Raw genomic sequence first — 20902 nt, 5'->3', positions numbered from 1 at the left:
CTATTGCACTGACAATAGACTGCTTGAGATGAACTCTAACTGCGCTTCCAGCGATACCGGGTCATTATATGTATCGCCGTGTGGATTCAGCTGGAAAACATGCCCCGCTTTGACAGCAGGGAGCCCCTTCCAGATCCCGCTGTCATAGATGATCTTCGGATCGCTTGTATCTCCGGACCAAGGACAGGTAAAGATGATATCGCCTGCGAACTCCGGCAGCTTCTCAAGAGAGATGGAAGCCCAGCCTGTTCCGCTGTCGATCGCTTCCTTCTGCGCTTCAGGCGGAGCCTTAAGGCCAAATTCGTCATAGATAATCTCTCCACCTCGGCCATAGTTATGACCAAACACATACAGTCCTTTGGAATATGGATTAAGGATAGATACGGTCTTATCTCCGACCGCTGCCTGTACTTTCGGCTTCAGATCATCAATTTTCGCTTTCCACCCAACTACCCAATCCTCGGCTTCTTTCTCTTTGCCTGTTAGCTTGCCAAAGTCGATCATCTGATCTTTGTAATTCTTCTTCCCGTAGTCGATGGCCACGACAGGAGCGATCTGCTCAAGTTTGTCGATCCCTTCACTACCCGTGAATGTAATAATCAAATCAGGGTTAAGCTCAAGAATCTTCTCTGGTGAAGGATCATTTCCGACATCCACTACTCCATCCAGCTTTCCTGCAAAATACGGATTCTCCATTGCTCCGGTGGATACGCCGATAGGCTTCACTCCAATCGCCAGGAAATAGCCAGTATAGAAATTCGTCAAATCGACGATACGCTGCGGATTTCTCGGGACTTCAATATCTCCGTTCCCGGCATGGAATATAACCGTCTCCGTCGGTTTGGTGGCATTCGATGATGAAGCTGTCGGGTTATTACCCGAAGTATTGTTCTTTTCCCCGAGCCGGAGGAAGCTGAATTCCCTGTAGACTGTCCACATGCCGCCAATAGCACAGCTATTCCTAGCAGACAGACTAGCAAAATATGCAACCTTGAAGATCTATGCAAGATATATCCTCTCCTTTTGTAATTGATATTGATAATCATTATCAATTTATCATGAGATAGATATTCAAACAATCCTTTTTTTCTTTAAAAATTGAATCTAGCCAGAAGTCAGCGCTGCCAGCACGTCATTTATTTTTTTGCGGTGAGATAGAATCCCATAGTTCATCCATGTATAAAAATCCACCTCGTACACGCAGCCATCCCTCACCGCACGAAGTGATTGCCAGAGTGGCGAGTTCAAAATCTCCCTTTCCTCCCCCTCTCTCGTAGAATGACGCTTATCGAACGTTATAAACAAGTGATCCGCATCAAGCTCTAGTAGCTCTAGCGGCTCTAGCAATACCTTCCTCGCATCCTTAGTCAATTTCTTCACAAGCAAGGGAGGCGTCAGACCGAGATCACGGTACAGGACAGGGCCTGTATAGCCATGGTCTTCACCACCATATAGACTGATCCCAAGCGTTGAGATGCGCAGAAAAGCTACACTTTGCCGATGTAACAACGGTTTAAGCAATTTACGCGCCTTATCGGATCTCTGTTCATAGTCCCGATAATATTGACAACCTTTGATTTGCAGTCTAGTAAATCTGCGACAGTCTCTAAAGTGGAACGCCAATCTTCCCCAGGATGAGAGAGGCTGTGCATCGGTGCGAGGCTTCCCAGCACATCTGAAGAAATCCAGCGACTGAACCCGCCATCGATGATAATGATGTCAGGCTTATGTAACGATAATGCCTCCATATCTCCCATTCCGACATCAAATACAGGCACATTAGCCAGTTTAAGATACTCTTGCTTCCCCACTCCGCTTGAGTGCACTGTATGAGAGGGGTGACGCCAAGTGCAACCAGGAAATCCTCCAGAAATGGCGCAAATACCCTTTTTCACCCCTATAACTGCGTCGATACTGTCCAGGCGACACACCCACCGATTTCTTGAATCGCCGGTTGAAATAATACTCGCTATTGAACCCGACGTTCTGCGCAATCTCGAATAGACGATCATCGGACATTAGCAACTGCTGCTTGGCCCGGTCAATTCGGAAATCATTAATATATTCCAGCGGTACCTTACCGGTCATTTCCTTAAAAAGGCGTGTATACTGCCAGCGTGTGATATTCACCAGCGTGGCTAGATGATCTACGGTGAGCGACTCCTGATAGTTCTGCTTAATATGCTGAATCGAAGCCTCCACGGCTTGGCGCGTATCCCTCTCCGTCCGCACGAACCCATTTTGCCTGAAAATAAATCGCAGCCACTCCTGGAACCTGATCTGCTGCTCAAAGAACTCAAGCTCATCACGGCAATTCCTCATTTGATACAATATTTCAAGGCGATCTATACATTGAGAGAATGGTTGGCAGTTCAATTCACCTGGACACAATATCCGCTCTGGAATTACTTCTTCCGCGGCGGCGCTCCCATCTTCTCTTAACCTCAGCATCCCAAACAGTACCAGATAATAACTGATCCCTTCCTTGCCTGGCCTGATGTGGTAGACCGAGCCGGGAGGAATTAAATAACCCTTACCATGCTTCATGTTCAAAGGGACCTCATCAATAGAAAGGCTTCCTTCTCCGCGAACTGTAATGAGTATGATATGATGGTTCACTATAATTGGCTTATCCGCTGATTCAAAAGGCAAGTAACAATAATCCATGCCAAACATAGAGAATAACATGGAGTAGTGTATATTCATTAATCCTGCGTGGCTCATCGTATCCCTTTCCTATCAAATTGATATAAAAATAGATATAACAAACGCCAAGAAAGCTCAACCCAAATACGGATTCGCTCTCCTGACGGTATTTTCTTCAATTCTGATATCACGAATTATTTAGTGAAGATATTCAACAGATCATCAATTTTCTTCATATTCGCGTAGATCGCACCGGATTGCCAATGCGTCCGATCGACCTGGTACACATGTCCATTCTTCACGGCAGGCATAGACTTCCATAACGGACTATCGAACAATTTCTCCGCTTCTCTATTTTCGGCCGAATCCCAATAGCCGTTCGACGGGAACACAATAATATGATCCGCATTCAATTCTGGGAGTACCTCCTCAGATATGACCGCATGGAAATCCTTCATCTCGCTCGCCATGGTTGGAGGTGTCAGACCGATTTCCTTATAGATATTTCCAGTGTATCGATTTTCGATGCCGAATAGGGCTAGCGTTTTGTCCCGACATTAAGGCGGATCACAGCTACCGTCTCATCCCCGATTGCGTTCTTTAATTTTTCTTTTGCATCGACAACCTTCTGGTCATATTGCTTAAGTACTTCTTCACCCTTCTCTTTCTGATTCACCAGATCAGCGATCATCCGGAGAATTTCCGGAGGATTCTGCAGTATATTCTCAGGCAAACGATAGGTGGGAGCGATCTTGGAGTATATTTCGTACTTGGCAGCATCAACAACTCCATCGACGATAATCAGATCCGGAGATGCGTCCAGTAATGCCTCAATGCTGCCTGTAATATCGAACTGGGGAACATTCAGATCGAGATAGTCCTGCTTGCCCCAGGATGGATGATACCACTGAACGACCGGTGTAATGCCAAGCGCGACCAGATAATCCTCCAAATAAACTCCGGCAATACGCTGAGGATGGACAGGAATCTCAACCTCTCCAAACTCATCGCTTACGGTTCGAGTTCCGCTTGATGGCTGTTCCCCGTTTGTATCATTATTGCCCTGCTCCCCGTACTATTGGTCTGCTGCTGAGCAGTCCCTTCTTTGCCAGCTTGTCCAGCCTGTTTATTTGACTCCCCTTGCTTGCCGCATCCGACAAGGGCAACGGACAGGCTAAGCAGAACAGCCAGGCAGACCGCTACCCATCGGCGAGATTTTGCCATAACATGATCCTCTCCTATATCAATGATCAACGAAACAATCTATCGATAATGATTATCAATCTCATTTCGCTCAAGCTTATTTTATACTCCCATTTCGGTATCCGCAATGCACATTTTCGACGTTATTTTTATACATATGCAAAATAAAAACAATCGTCCAGGCCTTCTGAAATCATAGACCAGGATGGTTTATTCTTACGGATCTCTTTCGGAAATCTATATTAATAAGGGGAAGCTCTTTAATTTATACACCTTCCAATATGCTATAATTTGGACAAAAAGATATCCTGGAGGATGCGATGACAACTTTGGAGCAAGGTGCTTTTCACACGAAACAATATAGAAATTTGTTCAAGGAAATCGGCTATTCTGAGGAAGAAATCAATGCAAAGCTTGAAAACACATGGAATGAACTGTTCTACGGGGATTCTGATGTGCGGATTTACTATTAGTTGGATGATAATAAAGGGTATTTGCTCGACACCGGCAATATTGATGTAAGAACCGAGGGCATATCCTACGGAATGATGATGGCTGTTCAAATGAATAAAAAAGATGAATTCGATCGGATGTGGACGTTCGCTAAGGAATTCATGCAGCACACAGAGGGGCGGTACAAGGATTATTTTGCTTGGCATTGCAAGCCGGATGGTACGAAGTTGTCTCCAGGACCCGCACCGGATGGAGAAGAATTTTTCGCTATGGCGCTATTCTTCGCCTCGAATCGCTGGGGTGACGGTCCAGAGCCTTACAACTATTCTGAGCAGGCGAAGACGATTCTCCGCGCTTGTCTGCATCAAGGCGAGAATGGAGAAGGCGATCCGATGTGGGATCCAGCGACCAAACTGATCAAATTCGTACCCGAGTCACCATTCAGTGATCCGTCTTATCATCTCCCCCATTTCTATGAATTGTTCGCTTTACAAGCCGATGAACAAGATCGTGCATTTTGGAGTGAAGCTGCTGCAGCAAGCCGTAGCTATTTACATAAGGCCTGTCATCCCGTAACTGGTCTAGCAGCGGAATATGCGAATTTCGATGGAACGCCTGCAGCACCCCAGCCACATGGCGACTTCCGTCATTTCTTCAGCGATGCGTACCGGGTCGCAGCGAATATCGCCCTTGATTGGGAATGGTTCCGAAAAGATCCATGGCAGGTCGAGCAGTCGAACCGGATTCAACATTTCTTCCGGGACATTGACGTATCGGACTACCGTCGCTATACGATTGACGGACAGCCTTTTGAAGAAGCTGCGCTGCATCCCATCGGACTGCTGGCGACTAATGCGATGGCATCTCTGCCTGCGGACGGCCCAGACGCCGAAAAATTCGCGCACTTGTTCTGGAATACACCACTGCGCAGTGGTGAACGGCGCTATTACGACAATTGTCTGTATTTCTTTGCTTTGCTCGCTCTAAGCGGCAATTTCCGAATTTATTAATGAGTAATGCAGTAAGAGGCAGCTTCCACAGTGTTTTATTGAAAGTTGTTGGAAGTCCAATAATGCCAATAGACTAAGTGATTGAGACATTATATTAGTTAAATTAAAATGGATAGAGATTTCAGAAATCATCTGAATCTCTATCCATTTCTTTTTATATGCTACAACTACATTATTTTGTTATATTTTTTTCAAAGAAGCTGGCAGTCCATTTGCTATGGTTTTCTGCAATAAACTGTTCTCCCTGTATGAATCTATCTACAAGTTCCTAAGGAGAGAGAAAATTAAAAAGAGCCACACCTTTCGCTCTTTTCTTAACAGCTCACATCGTTACTTTCTTTTAATATTAAACTTATCCCATCTTTTATATTTGGCTAGTTCTTTTTCCGTAAAAGGGTAGGAACTATTTTCATTCGCTAATGATCCGATAAGTAATTTACGGAAGATAAAAACATACATGATTACCATATAGATAATTGCAATGACATAATCTAGCCAAGAAACTAATCCATTTGTATGGATGTAAGAAATGTACAAAATAGCTAATGGCAAGTGACCAAATAATGCCGAAGCTAATCCAGGATTATACCATTGTCTAGATAGAATATTGCTAGCTACACCGTGCAGAAGAACTTGTGTTGCTCCCAATAAAGTTTAGAAATAAGAGACCTTGCAAATAACTAAACTCCCCATAAATAAAGGGAAATAAAGCTAATAAACTTAAAGCCAATATCCCACTAAAGTTGTACCAATTCCTCAATAAAAATTTCATATGTTATGATACCTTCTCTTTTGTATCCTCTGTTTCTAGTTTTTACAACATTAACCTCAAGATAAAAACCTTCCTTTGATTAAAGGATTGTTATTCCATATAATAAAACAACATGTTGTTCATTATTAATATCCTATTTTTTATAGTATTACACAATAATCAAAAATGTATTTATGTTGATTAAAGAACAGATATTAGTTTTTGTTGATTAAAATTTCAGGAGGACTTGAAATGAGTGAGAACTATACTGATTTAAGGGTTATTCGAACAAAAAATGCAATTAAATTGGCTCTAATTGAATTAGTATTGGAACAAGGATTTGAGAGTGTGTCTGTAAAAGATATTACTAATAAGGCAGGTATTAACCGAGGGACTTTTTACATTCATTACACAGATAAGTATGATTTAATGAATAAAAGTCAAGAAGAAGTTATGAAAGAGTTATCCAGTGTAATAAACAAACATTACCCTAACATCATCACTGAATTTAGTAAGGACGAAACGTCCAAAATTCCTTTTCGCTTATCAGTTATTATATTTCGCTACTTAGATGAGAACAGTGATTTCATAAAAGCTGTTTTAAGCCCACAAGGGGACTTGTCATTTCAACTAAAGTTAAAAAGGTTTATGTGGGAAGTATTATTTCATAAAAACTTTAACGATTTGTTGGATAATAAAAAAACATTAATCCCCAAAAATTATATTATCTCTTATGTAGCATCGGCTCACATAGGAATTATTCAAGAATGGATTGAAAACGGGAAGAAGGAATCTCCTGAAGAAATGGCTCACATTCTTTCTACAATAACAGTGAATGGAGCCTACCATGCTGCTGGCATTAAAAGATAGCTAAGTAATACGGTTTAAAAGTTGATCTTCCCTTAGCACGCACAAAACAAGCCCGACTTCTTTCGCATTTAATGTTACAGATTAGAAGCTAACTCTTTATTTTTTCTCCGTCTATCCTGCCAAAAATTTAAATTAGTCTTAAAGAAAGTTTAAGGTTCTTTTCAGGTTGGTTGTCTACAATAGGATTAAGATAAAGTTATCACTTAACCCAACATATGATCTTTACTTAAAACTATGAAACGAGGATTTTCTACTATGAACATAAAGCGAGTGATGATCGTCGGAACGATGGCAGTCGTGATTTCCCTCGGAAACACCGCATTAAGCGGCTCCATCACAAGCGCAAGCCCAGTCGCCAAGCTGTCGACCGCCAATAAAAGTCAAGAGAAGGATCCTTTACTGGATGCTCTTAATCAATCATCCGACAAGGAGCTGTATGAGTCGTTATATGAGGGCAAATCTCTGCATGACATTGCGGCTGATCAAGATGGCGACATTGACCAAGTGATTGAACTACAGACCAAGCAATTGCAGCAGCAGCTGGATGACCGCCTAAAAAGCGGAAGCATTACTGCTAAGCAGTATGAAGCACATAAAGAAGAACTCCAGGAGATTATTGAGCAAAGTGTATTAACATCCTTTGGTTAGCTGGGTCCTCCCTTTTGAGTAAATAAGTTATAAATTAAGAGCCTGATAAAAATCAGGCTCTTAATGTTGTGCCTCCAGCCCAGCTTATAGTTTGTTGGATCGGTTATTAATATTGGTAATGTTGATATAGAAACAAAAAGTAATATAATATTGTTAATGCAGTAACGGGCGGAGGGCAGGCCATGAACAAACAAGAACAGGTCATGATGGATTTCAGGGAGTTATTTAACAAGATGGCTTGGCTTAATAAGGTTAAGATGGAAGTCTGTCTTAAGGATTATAAGCCTTCTGAAGTACATTGTATCGACTCCATTGGTAGAATTGTTGATTCCAACGTGACAAAACTAGCGGAGTCATTATATATGACCAGAGGTGCCATTAGTAAAATAACTAAGAAGCTTATTAGTAAAGACCTCATCGAAAGCTATCAGAAGCCGGATAACAAGAAAGAAGTTTATTTCAGGCTTACTGAGCAAGGAAAAGTCGTTTATAAAATCCATGATGAATTGCATAAAGAGTTTCAGGAGCGGGATAAAGTCGTATTTGATCAGGTAACCGATGAGCAATTTGACAGTATGCTTAGCTTCATGGAAAAGTATAGTAGGCATCTGGATGCAGAAATCCAGAAACAAGGTATAGACATAAATTAAGTCAGATAAATTTGAATACTAAAAATGAAACGACAGGCAGCCGAGCTCTATTGAGAGCAGGCTGCCTTTTTATTGTTAATATTTTGTTGACAGGGAAACAAAATGAAGATACGATGAATAATGTTTCCTAGGAATCAAAATTAAGACCTTTGAAAGGAGCATTTAAGTGTCTACATTTAGATCAAACAATGAACAAAACACAGCACAAACTGTAAATAAAAAGGCCTTAATATTCGGTCTTATGTCTGTGTTTCTTTGCGGAATGGGCTTCAGTATCATTACACCTGTCGTCCCATTCTTAGTACAGCCTTATATAAGTGATCCGGGAGATCAAGCTATCGTTGTTACGCTACTGACCTCTGTTTATGCCATTTGCGTGTTTTTTGCGGCCCCAGGAATTGGGGCTTTGAGCGACAGGTATGGTCGACGTCCAATACTCTTAGTAAGTCTTTTGGGTTCCGCAATTGGATACTTCGTTTTTGGCATAGGAGGAGCTCTATGCGTACTATTTGCTGGGCGCATCATAGAGGGGATAACTGGCGGGAGCATAAGTACAATCTTCGCCTATTTTGCTGACATTACCCCTAAGGAACAGCGGACCAAATACTTTGGATGGGTGAGTGCGGTTGCAGGTGTAGGTACCGTCATTGGACCTACTCTAGGCGGATTACTCGCCAAGTTTGGCTATTCCGTACCTATGTATGCCGGAGCAATCATTACTCTATTGAGCTTTGCTTATGGATTCTTATTTATGCCTGAGAGCCTTGACAAGAACAACAGACTGACAAGGATTACCTTTGCAAGACTGAATCCATTTACACAGCTTCTAAACATACTTTCCATAAAAAATTTAAACAGGCTCCTTATCTCAGCTTTCTTACTTTGGATCCCCAATGGGTCTCTACAGGCAGTATTTTCGCAATTTACAATAGATACTTTCAATTGGAAGCCTGCATTAATCGGACTTATGTTTTCAATCATGGGCGTTCAAGACATTATTTCACAAGGCTTCATCATGCCTAAGCTTTTGAGAAAATTTAGTGATGTACAGATATCTATTCTAGGAATGGTTTCAGAGATTATAGGTTACGGCCTAATTGCGCTATCTGCTTTGTTCTCATTCTATCCCCTTCTTATCGTTGGCATGTTTGTATTTGGTTTTGGTGATTCAATCTTCGGGCCTTCATTCAACGGAATGGTCTCCAAGTCTGTTGATTCTAGTGAACAAGGAAGGATTCAAGGAGGTAGCCAAGCTATTCAATCTTTAGCAAGAATAATTGGACCTATCATTGGTGGTCAAATCTATGTATCACTTGGTCATACCGCTCCCGCCTTTATGGGGATGATCCTAATCGCAGCGGCAATATCAGTGATGTATAAACGCACGCATGTGGCTATGTAACCTTTCAAAAGCATAATAGGGTTTCAGAACTTAGGAGTAAGTTCTGAAACCCTATTGGTTGGAGAACCTGATAAATATCAGGCTCTTTATGATTTACCCTGAGACTACCTGCTCCTGACCAAGCGAATTCTTCTGCAATCTCGGGATTATAGCATAAGCGAAAGTAATGAACGGGCTCATCCACAAGAAAGTCGCATAAGGCAGATATTCGATGACAGGAACCCCTAGTGTCGCAGCGAAGAATGCGCCGCTAACACCCCATGGAATTAACGGATTCACGAGTGTGCCACAGTCCTCCAACGTACGGGACAGCGTCTTGGCAGGAATCCCTCTGCGATTGTATTCATCCTTGAACATTTGGCCTGGCAGAAGAATTGACAGGTATTGTTCACCAGTCATCCCGTTTACCGCAATAGATGAAGCGCCAGTCATCAGAACGATAGCGCTACTCCGCTTCAAGGGCTGGATAGCCTTGCGGAAGAAGGCATCGATGACACCGCAATGCTGCAGTAAACCTCCCAAGGAGAGAGCGATCAGTATTAGGGATACAGACCACATCATCGACTGCAAACCGCCGCGGTTAACGATAGAAGAAACCGTCTCATTAGCGATTGTGCTCTTATATCCGCTCTGCATTACGCTGAACCAGACATCAATTGCCGTCTGATGCTGAACGAATGCCGTTATTAGAAGTCCGGTGACGATCCCTATGATCAGTGTTGGAATAATTGACACCCGTTTGAAAGAGCAAGCAATAACCGCAAATGGCGACAGGAGTGTCAACCAGTGGATATGGAACCCTTCTTGCAGGGCTAGCTTGATCTGCTGAATAGAAGACAAATCTATCGCATCGGGCTTTGGAGCGAACAAGAAAAATACAGTAGTAATGATCAATGCCGGGATCGTTGTGTATAGCATATTGCGAATATGTGTGAATATAGATACTCCGGCTACCGCTGGAGCAAAATTCGTCGTATCAGATAATGGCGACATTTTGTCACCGAAGCAGGCTCCACAGATGATCGCTCCTGCAGCCAAGGTTGGTGATATTCCCGTAGTTAAGGCAATGCCCATGAAGGCAACCCCTACTGTACTCACCGTTGTAAATGAACTACCTGTAAACATCGAGACGATGATTGTAACATATAGTGCACTTACCGCAAAAAATTGCGGCTTAATATAATCCATTCCGTAATATAGAATCGTCGGGACAGTTCCGCTCATCATCCATACAGCGATAAGAATGCCGATGAGTGACAGGATGAGAATCGGCATAATTGCTGTCTGGATCCCCTGAATGATCGCCGATTCGAGCTTCTTCCAAGGGAAGCCAAATAGGCGCAGCATAGTTGCTGTACCAACGGTAGTTGCCAATAGCGGTAGATGCGGCTCCGATTTTAAGAGAAATATGGATACAAAGAGTAGTGCTAGAATAAAAACAATGAGAAAAATACTTTTTGAGAAACTAAGCTCTCGATTCATGATGTAAAGACTCCTTATTCATTTGTTATCGCCAAGAAATTATGTACTCCCTGCTCCCACTAAGAACGAGAATATATTTATCACCTTCTAGCTTCCCCGCTTTCTGGCTTTCTTGCATTGAAGCACAAAGGTACTATAACGATAAATGCATAAGGAGTCAATGTCTATGTTATGAATATTTCCTAATTGTCCCTCGTAGGGTCTGGATGTAATGCGAATCTAAGTGCTCTGCTGATCAATACTGGCAATACTGATACATGACCTTCATGTTCAAATTCCTGGTATTTAGCCTTAACGCCGATGTCCGTCGAAATTGCTGCCAGTCGTTCCGTCAGTGCTCGTGCCCGAGCGCAATTGCCGCATTCATGCGATTTTTCCAGTTCTCCTACGCCGAAGAGTACTTGAATATGGACTGGTATCTTCCTTGCCCGAGTAATAAAGTCGTTTTCCAATTCAAGCATATATTCTTTATTCCAATGCAGGGACGGACTGCCCGCAACGTAATATTGATAGGATTCAGGCTTTCTGAATAACGCATACACCGTGAATAATCCGCCGAGAGAGTGCCCGAACAGCGCTTGACGTGTACGATCGACCAGAAATTCGCTTTCGATTTGCGGTTTCAGTTCCTCCTCAATAAACTGCAGAAAGACCTCCGCCCCACCTTGCTCTGGAATCGGTTCGTTATCCGAACGTTTCCGATATTCCATTGATGGCAACGGCGTTAGGTCATAGAAGCGTTCTTGCGCATACGGATCGTCCATCTCGTAGCCAATACCGACGACAATCGCAGGCATGACTCCGGTATACTCTGGTCTGCGACACTGCAATCGCAGCGCTTCCACCATCGTGCCGAATACCGAATTACCGTCCAGTAAGTAGATAACCGGATATCCGCCAGGTGGTGGCTCTCCAATAGGATGGGCAATAGTGATTCGGTAGGTTCGTCGTTCTATGCGAGAAGTTATTACCCATTGCTCCGCATTAGGAATCTCCACTTTACAACGTGAAAAATTGGCAAACGTAGCTTCTGATATCTTTTTTCCAACGATAGCCCTCCTATTGGCTCAGAAAACGTAGCACATCATCGATGATTTTCTCATAAGCAATCATGCCGCTTCCAAGCCAGTAGCCACTGTCTACTTCATAGACATGCTCCTGCTTAACAGCAGGCATACTCTTCCAGATCGGGCTATCCATCATTGAACGGTCTCCCCCTTGATCAATGGCGAATATATAATCAGCATCAAGCTCGGGAATAATCTCCAGCGAGAGACTCGCGCTGTTTGCATCCCCGATAAGTTCTGTTTTGCCCAGTCCCAGCTCCTGATGAAGCAAATATCCCGCCAAATAGTTGCCACCCATCATATTGACCCCTTTGGGTGCAAATCGTATAATCGCAACCTTTTTATTCTCCATAACCTTGCTCAATTTCTCTTTAGCTTCTTTTATTTTCTCACGATAGGCTTGCACTGCCGCATCAGCTTCAGTTGATTTGCCTAGCAGATCTCCAATTGTGGCAAGCGACTGCTCTATATTTCCAGAAGCATTTTTGAAAACATAAGTCGGCGCTATCTTAGCATAACTATCATAGACTCCATTTGCCGCAAAGGTCTCTGTCTGCAAAATGATCAGGTCGGGGTTATACGACATAATCACCTCGGGAGAGGGCAAGCCTTCTGAAAAATCAAGGATCGGTACATCGCTTAAACCTTCTAACCAATCTCAATGTCCATCTTTAGCATTAGAATATCGCGCAACGGGGGTCACCCCCAGCTTCAACAAAGACTCCTCCAGATAAGGGGCAATGATCTTATTCGGCGTACCGGATAACTTGACTTCATGTCCCAGCTCGTCCGTTATTATCCGCTCATGTGCTTCTTCATTGCTGCTTTCCCCTTTGGCGTCCTCAGCGGATGCTGTAACCCCTCCGGTCTGCTGTTTGGGCTTAGAAGCGTTGTTCTCCGCCTGGGTACCGCATCCGGCCAGCAAGCTTCCTATGATTACACAGCTTAATAGAATCGATAATAGAATCTTCCATTCCTTTTCTCTTGTACCCCAAAGTCTTGACATGATATATCCCCCTTGATTGATAATGGTTCTCAGTTGACTTTGAGTATACTTATTTGGCTAAGGATTCGCCATAGCTATAATCCAGAAGTATATTTGGACAATTTCCGGTAAACAAGAGCAAGGCCTCGTCCAACATCCGAGCCATCGCCACAGATGAATACTCAAACCAAGGATCAGCACTGATCATATATACATGACTGTTCTGGACGGCCCGTAGTCTCTTCCATCCTTCCGAATGCTGCAATGTCAACCAATATTTACGGGTCAAAGCCTCCGGACATATAATCAACAGAATCCGTTCAGGATCTAGCTCTTGCAGCTCTTGCAAGGTAATAGGTAAGTGACCGCTCAGCTCTTTTCCACAAGCAGCCTGGAGGTTTAAATCCTCATAAAGCACTTCATGAAGCCCGCGATTCCGGTATACGAACATTTGCGTACGATAAATCCGCAAGGCTATAATACGATCGTCACCCAGCGAATGGCTCATTTGCGCCTTCGCAATTTCGACGTTATTCTCGTAATTACGTATCCACTGCTCTGCTACAGCTTCCTTATCTAAGTAATTAGCAATATCAAGCAATTGATCTCTCCAGCCTTTATTGCCTGCTATGTAATGTACTGGCGCAATTGAATTCAACCTGCTACCCTCACTAATCCGCATCTGATCGGAACCGATGATAACATCCGGCCGCGCCTGGCTCAGCTTATCCAGATTGGTCTCAAACGCTAATTCGTAATACGGGCTTGTGAGTATAAGATGTGACTTAATTTTGCCGCTGTAGAGGTTATAATAATGCGGAGTCCATTTAGGATCGAGAGGGGCGATCTCCGGAATGATGTTCAATGCGAGTAAATGGCCGATGGCAGAGGGGGAACAAACTGCGACGCGCTTCCTGGTATTTTTCACGAAATCAGTAGGCGACATCCCCACTTCCTTTTTGAATTTGCGGCTAAAATAAAACTCATCCTTGTACCCTACCTTCTTGGCAATATCCCGAAGCCGCTCATCCGATTCCGCCAAATAACGCTTAGCGTGATGAATACGTACGTCCGTTAAATACTCCATCGCACTTTGGCCGAACGTTTTTTTGAATAAATCCACAAAATATTTGGGGCTAATGTTAGCCATCCTCGCCAGCTGCGTGATAGACAACGATTCATCATAATGGGTGCCTATATACGCTTTGATTTCTTGCAAATCTGTTTTATGCAAATGGCTGGTAGCAATTAAGCCGTCATTAGGATGTAATTTTTCTTTGGCATGCACGGCGTTCATCCCCTTATAAATAGTTAAAACAATTAAAAGTTGATAATGATTATCATTATCAACTTTTAATTAAAAACTATCATACCTTCTTGGTGAGATCAAGCATGATTTTATGAATGAACCGATCACAATTGCTTACTGCTGAAATATACAATATATACACTATATTCACTGCCTATTAGCATCTATCGGATGCTTGCCCAAGAATTCAATAACTATCTCATTAATACGCTGCTTCTGTTCTACACTAAGAAGATGCCCAGCCTTAGGCACGGTTGCGAGGGTGATTTCGGGAATCAAGCGGGCCTTCGCCCGCACATCTGGGATGGAGTTACGGTAGATGACCTCATCTTCCCCGACGATGAATAAGGTAGGAAATGCACATTGGGATAGTTCTGTGTCAGTTAGAACGGAAGGAAGCAGGCCAAGCCGAGGAAAGCAGTTCTTATAGCTTGCTGTCATCAGCGCCCAGTATGCGCTAGGAAGTAGATCAAGGCTATTATGCTTCGACATGCACCAGGTGAATGCCCGGTCAATCAGCCACTGCGCCTTGAACATTACTGCCGGGAACATTTGCAGATAGAACATTCTGGACAGCGGTGCGAAGGAACCAGCAGGTGCCAGCAAACTAAGTGAAGACACTCGCCCTGGGTGTGCCACCGCAAAATTCAAGGATAAGAATCCGCCCATCGAATGCCCCAATAAATGAAATTTCTCCAAGCGAAGCTCCTGGGTTAACTCCAATAGCCACTGTGCAGCCGCCTCTCTGTTCGACAATGGTCTCAGCAGCGTGCTTTTACCATAGTCACCTGGTACATCGATGCAATATACATGATAGTCCTTGGACCATTCGGCGATGTTCGCGCTCCACATCAGCGACGTAGCCGTCATACCATGAATGAGCAGCAAGGGCGGGTTGGCCGGATTCCCGCAGCGAATGATATGAGCCTCACCGAATTCGGTGGACACATAGTTGATTTCATAGGGTACTGGCCATTCACTTAACGCTTGATCATAAGCAGCGATGAAGCGGTCCTTAGCCTGCTGATTTCGATATATGGATAATTCCCTCGTTTCCATCCTGTTCACTCCCTTATCGTGTATTGATGAAAATTCTCAAGATTTGATCAACTTGCGGGAAGTTCTCCAGCTCGGGATAGGTCAAGCGGGTAAAAACAACGCCGTTTAGCATGGAAGAGTACATTAGCGCTTGTTCAAAGGGGCTGGCCTGAATGAACTCCCCCTGCTCCTGCCCTTCGTGAAATAATTGCTCAAGTAATTCCAGGCTCTTTGCAGAGTATTCCTTGGAAATGGCCGTGGCCTCTTCTGGAACAGTCTTCGATGTATTCGTCTGCAGGGCGATCAGAAAGAAATAACCGCTCTCTCCGGTATGAGCAAATATCCCTTCTGTTAATGCCTTCAGCCGTTCATACGGGCTTCCACCGATCTCTACAACTTGACGGATCGCCTCATAGGACGTTGTAAACGCAGTTTTGGCGAGTTCAATATAGATATCTTCTTTGGAAGCAAAATAATGATAAATCAAACCATGACTCAACTTAGCTTCCCCGACAATATCACTTACTTTCGTACCTGCGTAGCCCCTCTCCCCAAATACTTTCGCCCCGGCTTCGAGCAATTGCTGCTTACGCGCATCACGAATTTGCTGATTTTGTTCATCGATTCTTGGGGACATACGTACCGCCTCCTTGATGCAAATATTGGTTATAGAGGAATCATAATATTCATTGATTAATTAGTCAATCAAAAAAATAATAAAATAGCTTTGTTAAACCTTAATGTTGATATTTGGTAACTACAAACAAGCGTTCTATAGTAAGGGTAACAATTCGGTTCGGAGATGATTTATCTATGGATTTAAAGGAGCTAAAAAAGCTGGCTGATGTTTTAGACGATAGGGGTAAGCAGGAGCTTATCTCCTTTTTGCAATCCCGAACCAAGGGTGTGTCGGCTCCCGTTCGAGCAATTGACGAAATCCAAGAGCAGAAGCACAAAGATGGGCTTGTTTGTCCGCATTGCAAAACCCATTCCGTCGTTCGTTTTGGGAAGTACGCCGTAAAAACACGTGTCGGAGAGGTTAAACGGCAACGTTACCGCTGTAAATCCTGTCTCCAAACCTTTAATGACCTTACAAACACGCCTCTGCAACGAACGAGAAGACCTCATGTGTGGGTTCGTTTTATTGAATGCATGATTGAGGGCTATTTGCTGAGGAAATGTGCCGAGCAATTAAACGACGAAGTCACATATGTCACCTTATTTTACTGGCGACATAAGATTCTTGCTGCCCTGAAACAGATTCCAATCAAGTCATTCCAAGGTATCGTTGAAATGGACGAGACCTACTTACTGTACTCGGAAAAGGGCAAGCGGAACATCACCGAACGCAAGCCACGTAAACGAGGCGGAAAAGCCAAATATCGTGGTATCAGCAAGGACCAAGTGTGTCCTCGTTGCCCGTGACCGTCAGAAGATGACTTACTCTGGCGTTCTTGGGCGTGGTCGTATTCGAACAACGAAGTTAGATGAGGCGATTGGTGGTCATCTATCGGACTCAAACGTGCTTTGCACGGATTCCTGGCGGGCATTCAGCTCCTATGCGAATGCAAAGGGCATGGCTCATTACCGATTTAAGTCCGACGGAAAACAACGTGTCAAAGGCGTTTACCATATCCAAAACGTAAACAGCTATCACAGCCGTTTGAAGAAATGGATGGACCGCTTCAATGGTGTTTCAACCAAATATTTGCAACATTATTTGGCTTGGTTCCGTTTAATAGACAGCAAGGAATATGAGAATACAGCATCGAATAAGAAAAATATGTTGGTCAAATCGTGCCTTTTTACTGTCACCGACACGAACAAAAAGCTTCGGCTTTCTGCTTATTCTTGTTAACGGGAGGATAGTTCCAAAGGTTGGTATAATAATTGAATCAAAAAATGAAAGGAAACAACGTTCATGAAGAATTTTATTATCATTGGCGCGAGCAAAGGATTAGGTGATGCCTTCGTCAAAAGTTTGCCAGAAATTGGTGATAATGTATGGATAGTTTCTAGGAGTTGTCCTACTAGTTTGAACCTTAACGATGGAGTCAATAAGTACTGGATAGAAGCTGATTTATCGAAATCTAATGCATACAATTTGATTGCGAATACGATAAATGAACACATCATAGACGTATTAATATATAATGCAGGGATATGGGAGAGCAACGGATTTAGTGAAGACTATGATTTTGAAAAAGATGACCCAAATGAAATTTCAAGAATTATTAATGTGAATGTAATTTCCGCAATTACATGTATACAAAAGATTATACCGAATTTAAAAAAGTCGGCTAACGCAAAAATCGTTTTAGTTGGTTCTACGGCAGGTCTTGAGAATAATGATTTTACACAAGTTTCATTTGTAGCGTCTAAGTTTGCTTTGCGCGGTATTGCCAATTCCATAAGGGAACATGTAAAAAAGTTTGGAATTGGTGTAACTTGTATAAACCCAGGTGAAATTGCTACCCAAATTCCTTTGGATGATGGAATCGAAAAAGTCCTGTCAGCCTACAATTATACACAAATCCCCCTTCAAGATATCGTTTCATTAGTTAAATGCGTCATAAGTCTTTCCAAAGCTTCTTGTGTAAAAGAAATAAATATTCCAACAATGTTTGATACAAGTGCATAGTCAACTATGTCTAATTAAGCTAACTGGGAGCGATAGCTCAATTAACCGCCTTTTCACAAAGGCGGTTTTCTTATGGTCACAAATCAACATTAGAATTTAACATAGCCAATAAAATAAGGAAACCGCCCGGCCAAGCGATCTCCTTATCAATGTTAGACAGATCCGTTGTTCCTCTCTGCCTCTTATCCTCTATTAGTATAATTGAACGTTGCACTTGCATGATAATCTCTTTAGTTTAAATCAACTTATACTCTTTCAGAAGCTGCATGATTCTGGTACGAGAAATCTTTTGTACTCCCGTCATAGCAGCTAATTTTACAGTATCCGGCAGCTCCATGTCGGTTAGTTTCTTGCCATCCATCATTTTCGCTGTGGAATCCAGAAGCACACGAACATCATAAGCAGATCCAAATACTTCTGGAACACCGCGGTCAATGTCTAACAATGTGTATACGGCTTCCATAGCAGTGCGGACGGAATACTCGGTCGTGAACACCGTATCGCGCGGTGTCTCAGCAAAGTTGCCGATAAAGGCGGCGTTAACACAGCCATCAGGAACAACGTTCGGGCGATCGCCTGCTGCTCTTGGCATAAAGTAAGATGTAACAAACGGCATCATGCAAGGTACGCAGTTGGCGGAGTTTACTGCCATATCATGAATCTCTGCTTCAGGTACGCCCATATGATAGAGCCACTCTTCCGTGATTTCAATACCCGTACAGTCTTTCATCGGTTTCTTGATGTAATCGCCTGGCACGTCGCAATACAAGCTATACACCCACACGACGAGCTGATCCTTCGGCTGGGATTTGAAGTGAGGCTGGCGATTCAACGTAAAGCTCATCAGCCATTTTGAATCCTTCACCGTCACGATACCACCGGTTACAACCTTGCCGCTGAATGGGTCCCGTTTGCAAATCTTCTCGATGTAAGGAGGAATTCGGTCATCCAGCGTTGTAACTGTAGCAGATTCCCAGTTGCTTTCCGCAATATTACCACAGAATTTGTCTGGGCGACCAAAGGCAGGATCCTGCTCCGCGATTTTCTTCCATAGTTCCCAGCTGCCACCGAGAGCAGTATTCATCACAGCTGGTGTGTTGTTATCTCCTAATGTGGAGCTTTCCGTATTACTACCATTCGTAACGAAGACCAGATCATTTTCAGTCAGGTCAATTTGTTTTTCTTGTCCTTTTTGAACATATACGAGCTTTTTAGCCACTTTCTTTGTACCTGTAATCTCAAATTGAACATTGGTTACAGTCGTAGCGTATTGGAAGGTAACACCTTGCTCTTCCAAGTACTTCATCAGTGGCAGTGCAAGTGACTCGTACTGATTGTATTTTGTGAATTTCAGTGCCGAGAAATCAGGCAATCCACCGATATGATGGATGAATCTAGCAATATATCTGCGCATCTCCATTGCACTATGCCATGGTTCGAACGCAAACATCGTCTGCCAGTAAAGCCAGAAATTCGAGTTGAAGAAATCTTCAGAGAAGACATGTGTAATTTTCATATCTTCAAGCGCTTCTTCTGGAGTGAAGAACAACTTGATAATTTCCATAGAAGCAGCTTGTGTAAGTGTAAACTTGCCATCGGTATGAGCATCCTCGCCACGATTAAGAATCGCACGCTGCAGGGAGTAGTTCGGATCCTCTTTGTTGAGCCAGTAAAATTCATCTAGTACCGAAGCACCTTCTACTTCCAATGAAGGAATGGAGCGGAATAAATCCCAAAGGCACTCGAAGTGATTTTCCATTTCCCTACCACCGCGGATAATGAATCCTCTTCCGTCATCATAGATGCCGTCCAATCCGCCTCCAGAAATATCGAGTTCCTCTAGAATATGAATGTTTTCCCCTTTCATCTGACCATCACGAATGAGGAATGCAGCTGCGGACAGTGACGCTAGACCTGAACCGATCAAATAGGCTGATTTCTGATCAACACCATCTGGTTTTTTTGGACGGGCAAAAGCTTCGTAGTTTCCATTGCTGTAATACATGCTTATAACCTCCATTTAGAATTTCATATTAGCGTAACCTACACATGATTATTTTCCCTGCAAATTCACTATACTGCGCATGTGGAATGTTAACACTAAACAGTAAAAGGGTTATGTATAAAATTTATACACAACCCTTAAAATGTCTAAATATTTGATTTTTTACTTAATCCGGCTCCCGAGCTAGCTAATATTCACATATTTACTGATCGCCTTCTCAATATCGCCTTCCACAAGGATACTCAGCCGATCAATAATCACACCGGGTTCCTCACCCATGCCATTTCGAATCCACTCCAGCATTATGCCTATGAACGCAAAGGTATAGAAATTGGCGATGAATTTCTTATCCTCCATTCGCATCTGCTTACCGGCATTGACCTCTTCAATCACACCCATCAACAGCTCGAATACCGCTTGATGCAGAAAGAGATCGAGATGTTCCGCCCCATGGAGCGGTAGGTACTAAGGCAGAACTTTTTATTACCTTGCACATAGTGGAATATTTTCAGGAAACCTTGCTGCCAGGTGTCATAGGTACGACAGTTGGATATCGCGTCTAACGCCTCTGTCTTATAAATCCAGCCTAGTAAATCATATATATCCTGAAAATGATAGTAAAACGTCTGTCGGTTCACTCCGCATTCGGCCACCAGATCTTTAACCGTGATTTTCTCCAATGAGGATCGTTCCATCATCGATTTAAGAGTAGAAGCCAAAGCTTTCTTCGTCATTACGGTCA

The 20902-nt window shown here is 43.2% G+C and carries 21 protein-coding genes and 3 pseudogenes; 7 read left to right on the top strand and 17 right to left on the bottom strand.

Annotation, left to right across the window (positions count from 1 at the left end):
- From RE628_RS12835 to RE628_RS12810, 7 genes are all read right to left on the bottom strand, one after another.
- Complete coding sequence (locus RE628_RS12835; protein ID WP_309159033.1) at positions 1-939, bottom strand: iron-hydroxamate ABC transporter substrate-binding protein; 939 nt, start codon at positions 937-939, stop codon at positions 1-3.
- Positions 940-1104: 165 nt separating this feature from the next.
- The gene (locus RE628_RS12830; protein ID WP_309159032.1) at positions 1105-1521 is read right to left on the bottom strand and encodes a TroA family protein; all 417 of its coding nucleotides are present in this window, start codon (positions 1519-1521) and stop codon (positions 1105-1107) included.
- Positions 1488-1811: a TroA family protein gene (locus RE628_RS12825; protein ID WP_309159031.1), complete on the bottom strand. Its 324-nt coding sequence runs from the start codon at positions 1809-1811 to the stop codon at positions 1488-1490. The genes RE628_RS12830 and RE628_RS12825 overlap by 34 nt, the downstream gene beginning before the upstream one ends.
- Positions 1789-2706, bottom strand: a complete 918-nt coding sequence (locus RE628_RS12820) for an AraC family transcriptional regulator (RefSeq protein WP_309159030.1) — start codon at positions 2704-2706, stop codon at positions 1789-1791. Before RE628_RS12820 ends, RE628_RS12825 begins: the two co-directional genes overlap by 23 nt.
- Before the next feature lie 134 nt (positions 2707-2840).
- Entirely contained in the window at positions 2841-3116 is a 276-nt protein-coding gene (locus RE628_RS29630) for an ABC transporter substrate-binding protein (RefSeq protein ID WP_375143076.1), read from the bottom strand.
- A 68-nt stretch (positions 3117-3184) separates the two neighbouring features.
- Entirely contained in the window at positions 3185-3598 is a 414-nt protein-coding gene (locus RE628_RS29625; RefSeq protein ID WP_375143075.1) for an ABC transporter substrate-binding protein, read from the bottom strand.
- Between the two features lie 59 nt (positions 3599-3657).
- Positions 3658-3870 carry a hypothetical protein gene (locus RE628_RS12810; protein WP_309159029.1) on the bottom strand — a complete coding sequence of 71 codons (213 nt, stop codon included), beginning with the start codon at positions 3868-3870 and terminating at the stop codon, positions 3658-3660.
- Between the two features lie 299 nt (positions 3871-4169).
- Between RE628_RS12810 and RE628_RS12805 the strand changes: the two are divergent.
- Positions 4170-5312, top strand: a pseudogene (locus RE628_RS12805) (glycosyl hydrolase family 8).
- Between the two features lie 330 nt (positions 5313-5642).
- Here RE628_RS12805 and RE628_RS12800 read toward each other — a convergent pair.
- Positions 5643-5960, bottom strand: coding sequence for an HXXEE domain-containing protein (locus RE628_RS12800; RefSeq protein WP_309159028.1), 318 nt, complete (start codon positions 5958-5960; stop codon positions 5643-5645).
- Between the two features lie 355 nt (positions 5961-6315).
- Here RE628_RS12800 and RE628_RS12795 point away from each other — a divergent pair, with 355 nt between their 5' ends.
- The 4 genes from RE628_RS12795 (at position 6316) to RE628_RS12780 (ending at position 9633) form a co-directional block, all read left to right on the top strand.
- Positions 6316-6933 (top strand): TetR/AcrR family transcriptional regulator, encoded by a 618-nt coding sequence (locus tag RE628_RS12795; protein ID WP_309159027.1) that lies wholly within the window; start codon positions 6316-6318, stop codon positions 6931-6933.
- Between the two features lie 255 nt (positions 6934-7188).
- On the top strand, positions 7189-7581 hold the full coding sequence (locus RE628_RS12790; RefSeq protein ID WP_309159026.1) for a hypothetical protein: 393 nt from the start codon (positions 7189-7191) through the stop codon (positions 7579-7581).
- Between the two features lie 182 nt (positions 7582-7763).
- On the top strand, positions 7764-8231 hold the full coding sequence (locus tag RE628_RS12785; protein WP_309159025.1) for a MarR family transcriptional regulator: 468 nt from the start codon (positions 7764-7766) through the stop codon (positions 8229-8231).
- A 166-nt stretch (positions 8232-8397) separates the two neighbouring features.
- Positions 8398-9633, top strand: coding sequence for an MFS transporter (locus RE628_RS12780; RefSeq protein WP_309159024.1), 1236 nt, complete (start codon positions 8398-8400; stop codon positions 9631-9633).
- Between the two features lie 93 nt (positions 9634-9726).
- On the opposite strand, the gene nhaC is transcribed toward RE628_RS12780, so the two are convergent.
- From nhaC to RE628_RS12745, 7 genes are all read right to left on the bottom strand, one after another.
- Entirely contained in the window at positions 9727-11115 is a 1389-nt protein-coding gene (gene nhaC / locus RE628_RS12775; protein WP_309159023.1) for a Na+/H+ antiporter NhaC, read from the bottom strand.
- Between the two features lie 182 nt (positions 11116-11297).
- Complete coding sequence (locus RE628_RS12770; protein WP_375143112.1) at positions 11298-12167, bottom strand: alpha/beta hydrolase; 870 nt, start codon at positions 12165-12167, stop codon at positions 11298-11300.
- A gap of 7 nt (positions 12168-12174) precedes the next feature.
- Positions 12175-12774 (bottom strand): ABC transporter substrate-binding protein, encoded by a 600-nt coding sequence (locus RE628_RS12765; RefSeq protein ID WP_309159021.1) that lies wholly within the window; start codon positions 12772-12774, stop codon positions 12175-12177.
- Positions 12775-12840: 66 nt separating this feature from the next.
- A complete protein-coding gene (locus RE628_RS12760) occupies positions 12841-13188 on the bottom strand; it encodes an ABC transporter substrate-binding protein (protein WP_309159020.1) in 348 nt (115 codons plus the stop codon).
- Positions 13189-13237: 49 nt separating this feature from the next.
- Entirely contained in the window at positions 13238-14464 is a 1227-nt protein-coding gene (locus tag RE628_RS12755) for a helix-turn-helix domain-containing protein (protein WP_375143074.1), read from the bottom strand.
- Positions 14465-14623: 159 nt separating this feature from the next.
- The gene (locus tag RE628_RS12750) at positions 14624-15535 is read right to left on the bottom strand and encodes an alpha/beta fold hydrolase (protein WP_309159018.1); all 912 of its coding nucleotides are present in this window, start codon (positions 15533-15535) and stop codon (positions 14624-14626) included.
- 13 nt (positions 15536-15548) lie between these two features.
- On the bottom strand, positions 15549-16151 hold the full coding sequence (locus RE628_RS12745) for a TetR/AcrR family transcriptional regulator (RefSeq protein ID WP_309159017.1): 603 nt from the start codon (positions 16149-16151) through the stop codon (positions 15549-15551).
- A gap of 176 nt (positions 16152-16327) precedes the next feature.
- On the opposite strand from RE628_RS12745, the pseudogene RE628_RS12740 reads away from it, so the two are divergent.
- Positions 16328-17372 (top strand): annotated as a pseudogene (locus tag RE628_RS12740) (IS1595 family transposase).
- A gap of 63 nt (positions 17373-17435) precedes the next feature.
- Entirely contained in the window at positions 17436-18155 is a 720-nt protein-coding gene (locus RE628_RS12735) for an SDR family NAD(P)-dependent oxidoreductase (RefSeq protein WP_309159016.1), read from the top strand.
- 235 nt (positions 18156-18390) lie between these two features.
- Here RE628_RS12735 and RE628_RS12730 read toward each other — a convergent pair whose 3' ends face one another.
- The gene (locus RE628_RS12730; RefSeq protein ID WP_309159015.1) at positions 18391-20160 is read right to left on the bottom strand and encodes an oleate hydratase; all 1770 of its coding nucleotides are present in this window, start codon (positions 20158-20160) and stop codon (positions 18391-18393) included.
- 183 nt (positions 20161-20343) lie between these two features.
- A pseudogene (locus tag RE628_RS12725) lies at positions 20344-20855 on the bottom strand (TetR/AcrR family transcriptional regulator C-terminal domain-containing protein).
- Positions 20856-20902 lie beyond the last annotated feature (47 nt).

Origin of the sequence: Paenibacillus sp. D2_2, from assembly GCF_031199965.1 — a bacterium.
Taxonomy (GTDB): Bacteria; Bacillota; Bacilli; order Paenibacillales; family Paenibacillaceae; genus Fontibacillus.
Note: the sequence above shows the minus strand (reverse complement) of the source record. Positions and strands in the feature narration are given on the sequence as shown.